This is a genomic window from Nonomuraea sp. NPDC003709 (genome assembly GCF_040610775.1).
In the GTDB taxonomy this organism is placed as follows: Bacteria; Actinomycetota; Actinomycetes; order Streptosporangiales; family Streptosporangiaceae; genus Nonomuraea; species Nonomuraea angiospora_A.
Genome location: NZ_JBEXMW010000027.1, coordinates 86449 through 101419 on the forward strand (window position 1 = coordinate 86449; position 14971 = coordinate 101419).

13 protein-coding genes and 1 pseudogene are annotated in these 14971 nt (G+C 69.8%); 9 read left to right on the top strand and 5 right to left on the bottom strand.

Annotated features, from left to right (window positions below; all coding sequences use genetic code 11):
- Positions 1 to 109: 109 nt before the first annotated feature.
- Positions 110 to 1000, top strand: coding sequence for a hypothetical protein (locus tag ABZX61_RS53225; RefSeq protein ID WP_355207594.1), 891 nt, complete (start codon positions 110 to 112; stop codon positions 998 to 1000).
- 249 nt (positions 1001 to 1249) lie between these two features.
- On the opposite strand, the gene ABZX61_RS53230 is transcribed toward ABZX61_RS53225, so the two are convergent.
- Positions 1250 to 2314 carry a serine hydrolase domain-containing protein gene (locus tag ABZX61_RS53230; protein ID WP_355207597.1) on the bottom strand — a complete coding sequence of 355 codons (1065 nt, stop codon included), beginning with the start codon at positions 2312 to 2314 and terminating at the stop codon, positions 1250 to 1252.
- 511 nt (positions 2315 to 2825) lie between these two features.
- Here ABZX61_RS53230 and ABZX61_RS53235 point away from each other — a divergent pair.
- The 6 genes from ABZX61_RS53235 (at position 2826) to ABZX61_RS53260 (ending at position 8795) form a co-directional block, all read left to right on the top strand.
- Entirely contained in the window at positions 2826 to 3734 is a 909-nt protein-coding gene (locus tag ABZX61_RS53235) for an ABC transporter ATP-binding protein (protein ID WP_355207600.1), read from the top strand.
- Between the two features lie 111 nt (positions 3735 to 3845).
- Positions 3846 to 4541 (top strand): ABC transporter permease, encoded by a 696-nt coding sequence (locus ABZX61_RS53240; RefSeq protein ID WP_350737523.1) that lies wholly within the window; start codon positions 3846 to 3848, stop codon positions 4539 to 4541.
- A 6-nt stretch (positions 4542 to 4547) separates the two neighbouring features.
- Positions 4548 to 5720: a sensor histidine kinase gene (locus ABZX61_RS53245; RefSeq protein ID WP_355207603.1), complete on the top strand. Its 1173-nt coding sequence runs from the start codon at positions 4548 to 4550 to the stop codon at positions 5718 to 5720.
- A gap of 35 nt (positions 5721 to 5755) precedes the next feature.
- Positions 5756 to 6397: a response regulator transcription factor gene (locus ABZX61_RS53250; RefSeq protein WP_355207606.1), complete on the top strand. Its 642-nt coding sequence runs from the start codon at positions 5756 to 5758 to the stop codon at positions 6395 to 6397.
- A 125-nt stretch (positions 6398 to 6522) separates the two neighbouring features.
- Positions 6523 to 7731: an RICIN domain-containing protein gene (locus ABZX61_RS53255; RefSeq protein WP_355207609.1), complete on the top strand. Its 1209-nt coding sequence runs from the start codon at positions 6523 to 6525 to the stop codon at positions 7729 to 7731.
- A gap of 140 nt (positions 7732 to 7871) precedes the next feature.
- On the top strand, positions 7872 to 8795 hold the full coding sequence (locus ABZX61_RS53260) for a LysR family transcriptional regulator (RefSeq protein ID WP_355207611.1): 924 nt from the start codon (positions 7872 to 7874) through the stop codon (positions 8793 to 8795).
- An 11-nt stretch (positions 8796 to 8806) separates the two neighbouring features.
- On the opposite strand, the pseudogene ABZX61_RS53265 reads toward ABZX61_RS53260, so the two are convergent.
- Positions 8807 to 10009 (bottom strand): annotated as a pseudogene (locus ABZX61_RS53265) (amidohydrolase family protein); the annotation flags it as partial.
- Positions 10010 to 10132: 123 nt separating this feature from the next.
- Between ABZX61_RS53265 and ABZX61_RS53270 the strand changes: the two are divergent.
- Complete coding sequence (locus ABZX61_RS53270; RefSeq protein WP_355207614.1) at positions 10133 to 10531, top strand: DUF1761 domain-containing protein; 399 nt, start codon at positions 10133 to 10135, stop codon at positions 10529 to 10531.
- A gap of 36 nt (positions 10532 to 10567) precedes the next feature.
- Here ABZX61_RS53270 and ABZX61_RS53275 read toward each other — a convergent pair whose 3' ends face one another.
- Positions 10568 to 12607 carry a cellulose binding domain-containing protein gene (locus tag ABZX61_RS53275; protein WP_355207617.1) on the bottom strand — a complete coding sequence of 680 codons (2040 nt, stop codon included), beginning with the start codon at positions 12605 to 12607 and terminating at the stop codon, positions 10568 to 10570.
- A 124-nt stretch (positions 12608 to 12731) separates the two neighbouring features.
- Between ABZX61_RS53275 and ABZX61_RS53280 the strand changes: the two genes are divergently transcribed.
- Entirely contained in the window at positions 12732 to 13592 is an 861-nt protein-coding gene (locus ABZX61_RS53280; protein ID WP_355207620.1) for a fructosamine kinase family protein, read from the top strand.
- Here the strand turns inward: ABZX61_RS53280 and ABZX61_RS53285 are convergent.
- A complete protein-coding gene (locus ABZX61_RS53285) occupies positions 13589 to 14341 on the bottom strand; it encodes a hypothetical protein (RefSeq protein ID WP_355207623.1) in 753 nt (250 codons plus the stop codon). The genes ABZX61_RS53280 and ABZX61_RS53285 overlap by 4 nt on opposite strands.
- A gap of 132 nt (positions 14342 to 14473) precedes the next feature.
- Positions 14474 to 14950, bottom strand: a complete 477-nt coding sequence (locus ABZX61_RS53290) for a hypothetical protein (protein WP_355207626.1) — start codon at positions 14948 to 14950, stop codon at positions 14474 to 14476.
- Between the last annotated feature and the right edge of the window lie 21 nt (positions 14951 to 14971).

Consider the following 14971-nt stretch of genomic DNA (forward strand, 5'->3'; position numbering starts at 1 on the left):
ATGGTCGGGGCCTGGTCGGCGGCGTTTCGGCCCCGAAGCGAGAAACGCTCCGGGGCGTTTTCGTGTTTGCGGGGGCAATGTCGCCACCTCCGCTGGCAGGCTGATATTCGTGTGGTTACTTCTCTGGCCTGTGGCGAAAGATCCTGATCACGGCACGGTGTTGCCCAGGGTGCTTCGGACCGTTCGTGCCGTCGACACGGCCACGATGATCGAGTTGTTGCGAGAGGCCTCAGGTTCCGCCGAGCCGCAGGCCACCGAGCTTCTGGCCGCTCACCTTGCTCCGGGGGGAACGCACTATGTGATCCCTTGGCCACGTAGGCCGTGGGATGTGCCCGTGGAAGGCTGTATCTCTGCGGCCGTGGTGCTCAGGATGAACGACGGTGCGCTCATCAAGAGCGGACTTCACAGGTCTGTGCCCATGACGCGGTTCCAGCAGCTTCCCAAGACGCTGTCACGGTGGGAGGAGTATCGGACAGCGCGACGTGCGAAGGGCATCGGGCGGGGCTTTCGTCGGTGGTCCCGTGATCACCGGCACGACCACAGCTGCGAGCACCCGCGCTGCGTTGAAGAACGTGCGGGCCACTGCTCCTGCTTCACGTTCATGGAAGACAGGCGGACAGCGCGTGACCGGCCCGCCGGATTGGAACGTGGTTCGGCGCAGGAGGCCGTAAGGCTCTTGATGGCCATGGGGTTCATGGAGATCCGAGCCGACAGCCACCTCGTGAAGCGCGCGTTGGCTGCCGGGGAGACGGACACGGCCCTGGGACATCTGGAGCACATGCGCATGATCGCGGACGTGTGTCACAACCTTCCGCAGGACTTGTTCCCCAAGAGGCGCAAGATCCGTGAGCGGAAGGCGATCGAGAGCCTCCGATTCCACCTGCGGGAACTTGATCCGGACGATCGTGCTGCTCAGTGGGTCGTGCAGCAGTTGGAAGCTCAGGGATTCGACTACGTTCGTGTTCTCCGAGATCGGATCAAATGGAAGCACGCACAGTGACGGCGCGCTGCCCAGCCGGGAAGCGATTGGCTGTCCGAGGGCTTTGCCCAGTTTGCACAGGGCGGGATAGCGCTGGGGCTGCGGAGCTGAGCCACCGCCCGAAACCGGCAGCCGTCAACCGGGCACAGAGCTGAACGACTGAGGCGCCACCATCGAAGGGCGGCGCCTCAGCTCGTTCCCAAGGTTCCTTGCTCAGGCCATGACGGCACCCCCACGCCATCGCCGGGCTTCGCCGTTACAGGCACCCCGTCATCGCGAGGATCGCTCCGCGTCCGCAGACTCGAGGGCCATCGTGGCGAGGTGGCGGCCGATGCCGTACGTGTCGGTGTCCTGCACGTTGCTGAGCACGACCACCTCGATGTCGTCATCGGGCAGGTACATGTTCATCGCCGCATAGCCCTGAAGAAGTCCGTGGTGGTACCGGAGCCGGTGCCCGTGGAGCCGGTCGACGGCCCAGCCGAAGGCGTACGCGGTCGATGGCAGGGTGAGACAGCCGTTCGGGGGACACGGGGCCTGTGGCGTGAACGCCTGCTTGACGGTGGCGGGCGGCGCGACCAGATCCGCGCCGAACGACCGGTCCCAGCGGGCGATGTCGTCCACGGTGGAGTAGATGCCGGTCGCGGAGAACGCCTGGGAGCCGTTGGTGGGCGGGGCCGGCGATCCGACCGTGAAGTAGCCCTTCGCATACCCGGCGGGCGGATTGCCCCGGCTGTAGCCGGTGTGCCGGAGCTGGAGCGGGCCGGTGATCTCTTCGTGCAGTACGGTGCCGTACGGCTGGTGCGTCACCGCCTGGATGATCGCCCCGGCCAGGACATAGCCGCCGTTGCTGTACTTCCAGTTGGTCCCGGGCTTGAAGTCCAGCGGCCTGTGCACGAACCGCTGGATGAGCGCCCGGGTCGTGGTCGGTTGTGAGAGCTCGGCATAGAAGCCCGGCAGATCCTGGATGTTGACGATGCCGGACGTGTGCGTGAGGATCTGGCGGATCGTGACGGGCCGCCACGCCTGCGGGCAGGTCTCGATGTATGCCGGGATGAGATGCGGGCAGATCGGGTCGTCCAGGCCGAGCAACCCGCGGTCGCGCAGCTTCAGCATGAGCATCGAGGTGAACTGCTTGGTGACCGAGGCGATGCGGTAGACGGTGTCGGGCCGGTTGGGGATGTGCCTCTCCTCGTCGGCCGCGCCGGCAGCGGTACGCAGCAGCACCTGCCCATGCCGTACCACCAGTACCGAGCCGGTGAACTGCTCCTTCCGGGCCAGGTCCCGGACGTACTCCCGCATCGCCGCGGCGGTCCGATCGTCCCGCGGTGCCGGCACGGTGGCCAGCGGATCCGGATTCTGGTTCTGAGGTGCTCGGCTCGTGACAGCGGATGCGGCGATGGCAGGAGCGCCCGCGGGCATGACCCCACCAGTCAGCGCGGCACCGACCGCAAGAACCCAGGCGATATTAGGAAATTTGGTCATATTATCCCCCCGGAACGTATCAAAGTCCCGAAATATGGGCGTTTCTCCGAAGCGGGTGATTGTCGGTAGAGAGCGCCAGGTGGACTATTTTCGGGGGGTTGGTTTCCGTGCGCTGGAGCCGCAAACGGCGGTCGAAGTCTTTTTCCTTATGCATGTCCCTTCGCTCAGGCGGCGATGGTGCTGTGGCGTTCGAGCGGTACTACGTCCCGCCATGTGCCGTGGTGACGGCCGATGCGCGGGTAAGGTCGAAGCGCGTGGCGGGGCGCATCAACCGTTCGGTGGATTTTCGGGTCAGCAGCATTCACCGGAGAGCATGGCCGGCAGATCGATTCGGTCCGGGGGGCGGGAAAACGATGCTTGAGCCATGGCAGTCATCGAAGTCACAGACCTCCGCAAGAAGTACGCGGACCTGACGGTTCTGGATGGGGTGTCGTTCTCCGTGGAGGAGGGCGAGATCTTCGGCATCCTCGGTCCGAACGGCACCGGGAAGACCACCACCGTGGAGTGTGTGGAGGGGCTGAGGCGGGCCGACAGCGGGTCGATCAAGGTGCTCGGGCTCGACCCGGTCCAGGACGGGCCCCGGGTGCGTGAGCAGATCGGGGTGCAGCTCCAGGACACGCAGCTCCCCGAGAACATCAAGGTGTGGGAGGCGCTCGACCTGTACGCCTCCTTCTACGCCGAACCGCGCGACTGGCGGGAGCTGCTGGAGGAGTGGGGGCTGGCGGACAAGCGCAACGGCCGGTTCGGGAAGTTGTCGGGTGGGCAGAAGCAGCGGTTGTTCATCGCGCTGGCTCTGGTGGGCAATCCGCGGGTGGCGTTCCTCGACGAGCTGACCACGGGGCTCGACCCGCAGGCTCGCCGTACCACCTGGGAGCTGATCCAGCGGGTCCGGGCGAGTGGCGTGACGGTGGTGCTGGTCAGCCACTTCATGGACGAGGTGGAGGAGCTCTGCGACCGCGTGGCCGTCTTCGACCGCGGCCGGGTGGTCGCGCTCGACACCCCGGCCGGGCTGGTCGACGGGATCGATGCCGAGCACCAGATGCGGTTCACGCTGATGGCGGGGGACATGGTCGAGCTGGGTGGGCTGCCCGGGGTGACCGGCGTGAACAGGACGGGAGAGCGGGTGGTCGTCACGGGCAGGGGCGACTTCGCCACGGCGGTCACCGCGCAGCTCGCCCGTCACCACGTCCTGGTCAGCGATCTGCGCATCGACAAGCGCACCCTTGACGATGCGTTCGTCGCGCTGACCGGCCGTTCGTTCGACGGGCCCTGACGTCCGTCTCCCGGAGGTCCGCCCCCTCACCGCCGGCGTCCAGGCCGACGAAGGTCCTGGCTGATGGACCCGCCGACGACCGAACGTCTCATCCACCGACGGAGGAAGATCATGACCAAGCTCGCCATAGTCGAACTGAAGCTGCTGACCCGCGAACCCGGAGCGATGTTCTCGCTGCTCATCCCGCTGTTCATCATGGTCGTCTTCGGAAGCTCGATCGGCCCGGGCGACACCGTGCTCCTGCCGATGGCGCTGGCGATCGCCGTGGGGCTCGTGGGCCTGTACATGCTGCCCACCACCATGGCCACCTACCGCGAGCGCGGCATCCTGCGCAGGCTCTCCATCACACCGGTACGCCCGGTGAACATGCTGGTGGTCCAGTTGCTCCTGCAACTCGTCCTCGCGCTGACCGCATGCGCCCTGCTGGTGACGGTCGCCGGCACCGTGCTGAAAGCCCACCTGCCCACCCAGGTGCTGCCCGGCGTGCTGGTCTTCCTGCTCGGTACGGCGGCCATGTTCGCCATCGGCCTGCTCATCGCGGCCCTGGCCAAGAACGGCCGAAGCGCCAACGGGATCGGGGTCCTGCTGTACTTCCCGATGGCCTACCTCGCCGGACTCATGCAGCCCGCGGAGCAGATGCCCGCTTTCGTGGCCCGCATCGGGGAGTTCACCCCTCTGGGCGCGTTCCGGCAGAGCCTGCGGGACGTCTGGGAAGGTGGCGCTCCCAGCCCGCTGCTGCTCGCCGTGATGGCCGCGTACGCTGTGGTCATCAGCATGGCCGCGGCCAAGTTCTTCCGCTGGGAGTAGTGAGGTATGACCGGGCGGCTCGACCGATGGGAGCGGCTGCTGGAGCGCCAGATGGCGGCCGCTCCGTACGTCCTGCTCGGGACCTCCACAGTGCTCTCCCTGCTGACCGGCGAGACGGGCGGCAGGCCGTGGGTCATGCTCGCCCTGGCCGCGCTCGCGGCCGTCTGGATCTGGCTGGTGCCCCGGGGCGTGGCGTACGTGGCCGGGCTGGTGGTGCTGATCGGAGCGCTCTGTACGCAGGGGGTGTGGTTCGCGAGCTTCTTTGGTTTCGCCGGATATCTCCACTCGTGGCAGTACCTGAAGGGGAAATGGCGGTTCGCCGGGGTGACCGCCACGGCGGCGATCAGCGTCGCGACCTACAACGGCGGCCCGCCCGACCCCACCCCGACCGGGATCCTCGCCTTCCTGTTCTTCACCACCGCCATCGTGGCCCTGGTCGGCCTGTTCAGCTTCGTCGGCGAGATCACCGCCGAGCGGAGCGCCGAGCGCAAGCGGATGGTGGCGCAGCTCGAAGCGACCATGAAGGAGAACGCCGGACTGCACGCCCAGTTGCTGGTCCAAGCCCGCGAGGCAGGCGTTTTCGACGAACGGCAGCGCATGGCGGCGGAGATCCATGACACGCTCGCCCAGGGCCTCACCGGCATCATCACCCAACTCCAGGCGGCGCACCGGACCGAGGAGTGGCGGCGACACGTGGACAACGCGATCCGGCTGGCGCGGGAGAGCCTGGCCGAGGCCCGGCGCTCCGTGCACGCGGTGGGGCCGGGGCAGCTGGAGGCGGCGCCGCTGCCCGACGCGCTGGCGGAGGTCGTCGCTCAGTGGGGGGAGCTCAATGGGGTACGTGCGGATCTGACCATCACTGGTACGGTCCGTCCCATGCATCCGGAGGTCGAGGAGACGCTGCTCCGCACCGCGCAGGAGGCCCTCGCCAACGCGGCCAAGCACGCCGGCGCGTCGCGGGTTGGGCTGACCCTGTCGTACATGGAGGATGTGGTCACCCTGGACGTGCGTGACGACGGCGCCGGGTTCGACCCCGAGCGGGTCGGCGACGGCGGCGGCTTCGGCCTGACCTCGATGCGGAAGCGGGTCACCCGGGTGGCGGGCACGCTGGAGATCGAGTCCGAGCCCGGCTTCGGCACCGCGATCTCCGCGAGCGTCCCGGCGGTGGCCCGTGGCTGAGGTCCCGATTTCTGCGAGTGTCCCGGCGGTGGCCCGTGGTTGAGACCGTGATCCGGCTGCTGATCGCCGACGATCATCCCATCGTCCGTGACGGCATCCGTGGCATGTTCGCCGGCGACCCCGACTTCGAGGTGCTCGGCGAGGCGGGGGACGGCGCGCAGGCCGTCGAGCTCGCGCGGGCGCTGGACCCCGACGTGATCCTCATGGACCTCCGCATGCCCAGGATGGACGGCGTCTCGGCCATCAAGGAGCTCGCCAGGCTGGGCATCGCGGCCCGCGTCCTCGTGCTCACCACCTACGACACCGACCGGGACGTCCTGCCCGCCATCGAGGCCGGAGCCACCGGCTACCTCCTCAAGGACACCGGCCGCGACGAGCTCGTGCGCGCGGTCCGTACGGCGGCGCGGGGCGAGGCCGTACTCTCCCCGTCGGTCGCCACCAGGCTCCTCGGCCAGGTCCGCGCGCCCGCCGACCCGCTGAGCGCCCGGGAGCTGGAGGTCCTCCAGCTCATCGCCGACGGCGCCACCAACCGCGAGGTCGCCACGCGCCTGTTCATCAGCGAGGCCACGGTGAAGAGCCACGTGCTGCACATCTACACGAAGCTCGGCGTCAACGACCGCGCGGCCGCCGTGGCCGTCGCCTTCCGCCGCGGCCTGCTCACCCTCGAGAACGGCTGACCAGAAGTCCGTCCGTGAGAGAGCGCTCTCTTGACAATGGGTGTGATGTTGCCGGATTGTTTCCGTAAAGCGACAGCCGTGGATCGGATGAGGTAATCAGTATGGTCCGCACCCCCCATTTCAGAGTGTTATTCACCGTCGGCGCCGTTCTCGTCGCGCTGCTCGCCCCTCTGGTGGGCATCGCCGGCGCCGCCCCCGCCCCCGGGCCGCTGGTCTGGTCCGACGAGTTCAACGCAGCCGCGGGCAGTGCCGTCGACCAGTCGAAGTGGCGCTTCGACATCGGCGGCAGCGGCTGGGGCAACAACGAGCAGCAGTACTACACCGACAGCACCCGCAACGCCGCCATGGACGGCGTCGGCAACCTCGTGATCACCGCCCGCCGCGAGAACCCGGCCAACTACCAGTGCCACTACGGCACCTGCCAGTACACCTCCGCCCGCCTGCTCACCGCCGCCACCTTCACCAGGGCGTACGGGCGGTTCGAGGCGCGCATGAAACTGCCCCGCGGTCAGGGCATCTGGCCGGCCTTCTGGATGCTCGGCGACAACATCGGGCCGGTCGGCTGGCCCGGCAGCGGCGAGATCGACATCATGGAGAACATCGGCCGCGAGCCCAGCACCGTCCACGGCACCATCCACGGCCCCGGTTACTCCGGCTCCGGCGGCATCGGCGCCCCGTACTCGATCGGCGGCGTCTTCGCCGACGCGTTCCACACCTTCGCCGTCGACTGGTCCCCGAACCTGATCATCTGGTACGTCGACGGCGTCGAATACCAGCGCCGGACGCCGGCCGACCTCGGCGGCAACCGATGGGTCTTCGACCACCCGTTCTTCATGATCATGAACGTGGCGGTCGGCGGCTACTGGCCCGGCTACCCCGACGGCACCACGACCTTCCCGCAGACAATGTCCGTCGACTACGTCCGCGTCTACGCCCCGCCCACCAGCGGCTCCGGCGGCCGGATCACCGGTATCGGCGGCAAGTGCGTCGACGTGGCCGGCGCCGCCACCGCCAACGGCACCGCCGTCCAGCTGTACGACTGCAACAACACGGCCGCCCAGAGCTGGACGTGGAACGCCGACGGCTCGGTACGCGCGCTCGGCAAGTGCATGGACATCACCGACGGCGCCACGGCCAACGGCGCGAAGGTGCAGCTGTACGACTGCAACGGCACCGGCGCCCAGCGCTGGACCTACGATTCCGGCACCGGCCGGATCGTCAACCCCCAGTCCGGCAGATGCCTCGACGCGACCGGCGCCAGCTCGGCCAACGGCACCCGGCTGCAGATCTGGGACTGCGCGGGCAGCGCCAACCAGAAGTGGACCCGCTCCTAGGGTAAAGGGCTTCTCCCGTCCAGGGAGGAGCCCTTTATAAATGCCGGAATTGATGAGAACGCGCTCTCTCAACAGGCGCGCTAGGCGAAGATGCCGGTCACTCCCTAGTCTGGTCCTCCCCGGGAGGACGGAGGGAGCCGGTGGAGCTCCGGGAGATCGAGATCTTTCTGACGCTGGCCGAGGAGCTGCATTTCGGCCGGGCCGCCGAGCGGATGTACCTGTCCCAGTCGCGCGTGAGCCAGACCATCCGCGCCATGGAGACGCGCGTGGGCGGCCGGCTGTTCGAGCGCTCCTCCCGCCGCGTGCGGCTGACCCCGCTGGGCGAGCGGCTGCGCGACCGGCTGCGGCCGGGGTTCGAGCAGATCCACCTGGCCCTGGCCGAGGCCCGGGAGATCGCGTCGGGGATCACCGGCGTGCTGCGGGTCAGCCTGCTCAACTTCGCCGCGGGCGGCCCGGCGTTCTCGGAGATCGTACGGGCGTTCACCACGGCCCATCCGGGCTGCGAGGTCGTGGTGTACGAGGCGTTCCCCGGCGAGGCGCTGGGCCGGCTGCGCCGTGCCGAGCTGGACGTCGTCGCCCACTGGCTGCCGATCCGCCGCCCGGACCTGGTCGTCGGCCCCGTCCTCATGCGTGACGATCGCGCGCTGGTGGTGCGGGCCGGGCATCCGCTGGCCGAACGCGGCTACGCCACCGCCGAGGACCTCGGCGACCACCACGTGATCGACGCCGAGGGAATGGTCCCGGCCGAGACGCTGGAGGCGCTCTACCCGCCGCTGACCCCGGCGGGGCGCCCGATCGGCCGCCGCCACCGGGAGGGCCGGATGATCGAGGTGCTGTCGCTGGTGGCTCGCGGCGAGATCGTCCATCCGACGGTGGCCTCGCTGTCCGACTACTACACCCATCCCGGGGTGTCGGTGATCCCGCTGCGCGGGCTGCCGTCGTTGGAGAGCGCGCTGGTGTGGGCGGCCGAGCGGGAGACGGCGGCGGTCCGCGCGTTCGCCGAGGTGGCCGGGCGGCTCGGCGGGGCCTCCAGCGCCTGGCCGGCCACGGGCTCGCCGAGCTGAAACACCAGCCAGATCCGCGTACGGTCACGCAGCACCGCCGGCTCGGCCAGCGGGTCGCCGTCCACCACGACCAGGTCGGCGAGCTTGCCGGGTTCGACGGTGCCCAGGCGCTCGTCCAGCCCGAGGGCGCGGGCCGCCGTGGCGGTCGCCGCGACCAGCGTCTCGGCGGGGCTCATGCCGTGCCGGACCATGCGTACGACCTCGACGGCGGCGTCGGAGAACGGCTGCCAGTCGTGGCCGAGCGCGATCGGCACGCCGGCCGCGCGGGCCGCGGCGAGCGTACGGGCGGCCTCGACCAGGTTGTGCTCGGCGAGCTCCACCAACGGCGGCGTCCACGCCGCATGAGCGCCGTCCTCGGAGAGGCCCGCGACGCCGTAGTAGCACGACAGCGTCGGTACGAGGATCTGCCCGGCCGCGGCCATCATGTCCAGCAGGTCAGGCCGCTGGTGGAGGTACATGCCGTGCTCGACGGTGTCCACGCCGTGCCTGATCGACAACTCCGTGCCGGGCAGGCCCTCCGCGTGCGCCGCCACCCGGTACCCGAGCCGGTGCGCCTCGTCCACCAGCGCGGCCATCTCCTCCTCGGTCACCTGCGCGGGCCGCGGGTCCTCCAGCTCGACCGAGCGCGCCCCGGTGGACATGATCTTGATGAAGTCGGCGCCCCGCCGCACCTGCTCGCGCACGGCCTTGCGCACCTCGTCCGGCCCGTCCGCCTCCCGGTACATCCCGTCGAAGAACCGGCCGCCGGGCGCGGTGGCCGACACGATCCGGCCGCAGGTCAGCAGCCGCGGCCCGCGGAAGGCCCCGTACCGCATCGCCTGCCTCGCCGTGACGACCGCGTCGCCGTACGAGCCGACGTCGCGCAGCGTCGTGAACCCCATGCGCAACGTCTCCCGCAACCGCGCGGCCAGGAAGTGCGCGGTCACGTCCGGCCACAGCGGCTCGGCCCCCTCGGCGGGCGCGGGCGGCGTCGCGAACACGTGCGCGTGGGCGTCGATCAAGCCGGGCAGCACGGTATGGCCCGCCACGTCGACGACCTCCGCCCCGTCGGGCACACCGTCGCCGGCCTGCCCGACCAGCCTGACCACGCCGTCCTCGACGAGGATCCCGGCGGCCGGCCGGACGGGGCCGCCGGTCCCGTCGAACAGCCGGGCGTTGGTCAACCAGAGACGGCCGGGGCGGCAAGGGGGATCTGAGAGTCTCATGCCCTTCATCGTTCGCCGATGCCCGCGTCGGAACAACGTCGGACCGCTCACCCCATCGATGAGCCAGACTCATCGCTGGCATGCGGAGATAGCCTTTGTCCGCCTCCTGCGCGGCTGCCCACAATGACCGGCATGAACAGAATCAACTACTGGGCCGTAGGGGCCGCGGCGGTGGCGACGCTCGTTGCGAGCTCCGTCTACTACATGGTTTTCGGCGGGGTGTGGGCGTCGCTGCGCGGCGTGGCCACCGCCGCGCCGCAGCCCTGGGAGCTCGCGGGGCAGCTCGGGAGGAACCTCATCGAGGTGCTGGTCATGGCCGTGCTGTTGAGCCGGTTCCAGATCCGCACGCGGCGCGAGGCCGTGGGGTTCGGGCTCCTGGTGTGGCTCGGGTTCCAGGCCATGATGATCGCCGGTTCCGTCCTGCACGAGTCGTACCCGGTGGGGCTGTACGTCCTGCATGTCGGCGATGCCCTCATGACCACCCTCCTGGTGGTGTTCATCCTCTCCAGCTGGCGCCCCGCGACCTCCTGAGATCCGGGGCCGCAGAAGCGGCCCCGGATCGCGCTGTCACCGGGTCGTGCAGACGGACCCGTTGAGGGTGAAGACGGCGGGCAGGACGTTCGGGCCGGAGTAGTTGCCGACGAAGCCGACCGTGGCGGTGGCCCCCGTGGCGAGCGCGCCGTTGCCCGCCTCGTTGACGACCTTCACGTCCGGCCCGGTCTGCGTCCAGACGCCGCCCCAGCCGCTGCCCAGGCTCTGCCACGACCTGGGCCAGCCGAAGTTCAGGGTCCAGCCGCTGACCGGGGCGCCGTTGTTGGTGATGTCGATGGCGCCGACGTAGCCGCTGGCCCAGTCGGTCGTGACGGTCAGCCGTACCGAGCAGGAGCTGGTGGCGGGCGTGCCGGTCGTGAACGTCAGGGGCGGGGAGGCCCACGACAGGCCGCCGCCGCCGTCACGGGCGATCACGTTGATCGTGTAGCGGGTGCCCGGGTTGAGGTTGTTCACGGTGAACGAGGTGCCGGAGGTCTCGCCGAGCTGCTCGCTGACGGCTCCGTGCTGGCGGTAGAGCTCGTACTTGGCGATGGGGCGCGAGCCGGGGGCGGCGCCGGGCCAGGAGATCGTGGCGGTCGTGTCCGTCACCTGCGTGGCCGCCGGCTGGCCGGGGGCGCCGGGGAGGCCGGTCTGCGGGGACGCGGGGTGCAGGACGAGGGTGGTCAGGGAGAGCGGCGGCAGCGTCTGACCGGCCGCGGTCCCGCCGGTCGAGGTGGTGATGGCGGTGGCGCCGTTGGTGTGGGTCAGTACGGTCGGCGCGCCGGCCGCCGGGGTGTAGCCGGAGTAGTCGATCGCGACGGGGTACGACGTGTCGTTCGAGGTGTTGATCAGCATGACCGCCAGATCCCCGTTGGGCCGGCGGGCGGCGTGCGCGACGACCTTGGCCTGGTCGGTCGCGGCGCGGACGAACTGGTCGCCCGGCCGGGCGAACTTGCTCACCATCTGGAGCGCGTAATAGGGGGCGAAGGGCGTGTTGAGCGCGGGCTCGCAGACGCTGTTGTCGGAGGTGCAGGTGCCGCTCGACAGCAGGCCGAAGTCGCCGTAGTCGGTGTGCCCCTCGACCTGGGTGACGGTGCCGATCCCGTTGTGGACGTTCCACCAGTCGACCGTGAACACCCCGTTCGCCAGCAGCGTCGCGTACGCGTCGGCGGCGGCCAGCGCGCCGGGCTGGGTGTTGGTGCCGTTGCTGCTGGACCCGGTGTTGAACTCGGTCATCGCGATGCCGATCCGCTCCGACCCGGGCCCCACGTACTTGGCGATCTGCTGGCGGGTGAGCTGGATCATGTCGGTCACGTGGCCGGCCCTGTCGAGGGCGCCGGGGTACCAGTGCACGATCACGAAGTCGATCTTCGATCCGGCGTTCGCGAGGACGACCTTGTTCCAGGTGCCGCTGTCGCCGTCGGCGGTGATGGCGTCGGGCCAGTTGGCGGCCGTGGTCAGCACCGCGCCGATCTTGATGGTGGGGTCGACCGCCTTCATCGCGTCCGCGTAGGCCACGACGTTGCGGGCGTACTCGGCCGGGCTCTTGTCGGCGTGGTCGTCGGCCTCCCAGGCGGAGCCGTAGTGGCCGTTGCCGTAGTTCTCGTTGCCGATCTCCCAGTACTTGATGCCGTAGCCCTTGGTGACGTTGGCCTGGCGGACCCAGGCCGCGGCCTCCTCGGCGGTGCCGGTGCCGTAGTTGGCGGTCACCATGGCCTGCGCCCCGGTACGGCGGACGCCGCGCATGAACGTGTCGAAGTCGGTGTTGGGCGCCACGTAGCCGCCGGGGGCGGTGTGGGTGGCCCAGTGGTAGATGTCGGAGTACGACCCGCCGGGATAGCGCAGCATCTTCACACCGGCGTCCTTGAGCCGGTCGGCGGTGTCGTCGGTCCCGAGATTGGTGTCCCAGATGGCATGGTTGGAGCCGATGCCGGTTCCGGGGACGGTGGCGAGAGCGGCACGCGCGTTGACGGTCACCGCTACCGGGGTGACGTCGTCGGCGTAGGCCGCGGGGGCGTTGAGGGCGGCCAGCGTCAGCAGGAGGGCGGACGCGGCTCGTAACAGCGGTGTGGGCATCGGCGTTCCTCGCCATGGATAGCGGAATTCACTCGACGCCTCCTCCTGACCAGGAGGCATCATGATCATGAGGTGCGCCGCCTCGCCCGTCAAACACCGTTGAAACTTTCATGGGGGGCCGATCGTGGATCTCTTACTCGTACGGCTGCGGGAGGCCGGGTTCGACGCCGTGTCCGCGGAGGCGGCCGGCGGGGGAGTGGTGGCGCTGGCCGGCCTGGCGACCCTGCGCGACGGCTCGCGCGTGTTCGCGAAGACCCTGCGCACCCCCGTGCCCGGCCTGTTCGAGGTGGAGGCCGAGGGGCTGCGGGCACTGCGCGAGCTGGGCGGCGTCACCACGCCCGAGGTGCTGGCGGCCACCCCCGGCCTGCTCGTGCTCGAACCCCTGCCACCGCGCCGCGACGGCGACGAGCGCTTCTGGGAGGACCTGGCCCGCACCCTCGCCACCCTCCACACCACCACCGCGGCCGACAGGTTCGGCTGGCACCGGGACGGCTGGCTGGGGCGGCTGCGCCAGGACAACACCTGGGACACCGACGGCCACGCGTTCTTCGCCGAGCGCAGGATCCTGCGCTGGCTGCCGGAGCCGCTGGTGGCGGCGGCGTTCGGCCGCGAGGAGCGGCGGGCGCTGGAACGCCTGTGCGCCGCCCTGCCCGACCTGCTCCCGCCACGGCCGCCGGTGCTGACGCACGGCGACCTGTGGCGCGAGAACATCCTGTCCGGCCGCACGGGCGACCCGGCGCTGATCGACCCGGCCGTCTCCTACAGCTGGGCCGAGGCCGACCTCAGCATGCTCTGGTGCTCGCCCCGCCCGCCCGCCTCGGACCGCTTCTTCGAGGTGTACGCGGACGCGGCGCACCTGGCCGACGGCTGGCGGGAGCGCATGCAGGTGTTCCACCTGCGCGAGCTGCTGAGCAGCCTCGCCCACGACGACAACCCGAGGGAGTCCGCCGAGGCCGTACGGGAGATCATCAGGCCCTTCGCCTAGTTGTACTTGTACAGCCTGGTGGCGACCCGCCGGTTGTGGTCGAAGAGCGAGGCGCGGTACATGCTGACGGCGAGATCCCCGTGCTCGGCCTTGCCGCAGGTGTTCACCCCGGCCAGCTGGTGGATCTCGAAACGAGCGGTCGGGTCGCCGGCGATGAAGTATTCGGCGCGGGCCTGGTACTGGTCGGCGCTCGTGTCACAGGCGAACACGACGGTGTTCCGCTCGTTGAAGCACAGGGTGGAGGCGCCCTTCGTGGAGGTGCACACCTTGGACCGGGACCGCGCGGCGGCCGTCGTGACCCGCGTCTCCCGCTTGATCGGATATTTCGTGATGTTGCGGACGGTCTTCCATCGCCCGAACCGCACCCGGTGGTTGCCCTCGTAAACCGCCGCCCGGAACGTCACGATCTTCCCGATCTCTCGGTTACCCCGGACCTCGCCCTTACGCCCCAGGTTGTGGATGACGTACTTGGTGCCCAGATAACCGTTGAGGTAGTACTCCACGGTGGCGTGGAGCTCGTCGTTCGCCGTGTCCTCGATCGTGATGCCCGGACGGTCGCTCCCGTCCGGCCCCACGCAGGCCTCCGCGCCCTTGATCCGGACGCACTCGGGCTCCGCCGCGACGGCGGCGGCGGGCGTGGACACGGGCGCGGACACGGCCACCGCCGGAACGGGCGGCCGGGGCTCCGCCTGGGGCGCGGGCTCCGTCTTCGCCGCCGCCCCGTCAGCACTGAACACGGTGGCCGCCACCGCGACCGCCGCTATGAATGTACGACCTAACGCCACTCGAACCTCACCAGCCTCACGAGTCACACGCGCTTTGTCTGGGTGTGACGCGAAAGGTGGGGGAAAGGTTCCGATGCGGGAACGTTCAGCCGCCGTTCACGGACGATCGGTCTTGGACGTCAGCGTGGCCAGCGAGAGCAGCAGCGCGCTCTGGGCGAGCATGCCGGGGGCGAGCGGCGGCGCCTGGCCCACCGACTTGGTGAGTGCGTACCACCATTGGGTGAGCGGGGAGAGGGTGTCCCACGTGGGATCGGCCGCGCCCGCGCCGTGGTTGACGGACACGTGCATGAAGACGCCGTACGCGGACGCGAGCAGCACGACCAGCGCGACCACCCGTACGACGGTGACCGCCCGGGGAGTGTCGCGCAGGGTGAGCAGCACGAGCGCGAACCCCAGCAGCGCCAGTGCCACCCACGGGATCAGCTGCACCGGGCTCTGCCAGTGGCGTTCGAAGGCGAGCTCCAGGGCGGCGCCCATGATGCCGATCGCGACCAGCCCCAGAAGGCCGAGACGCACCACCGCGCGGCCCGTCGAGCGGGCAGCGGGCTTCACCGAGGTCGAGGTCGAGGCCATGCGGGACCACCGTCCGATACG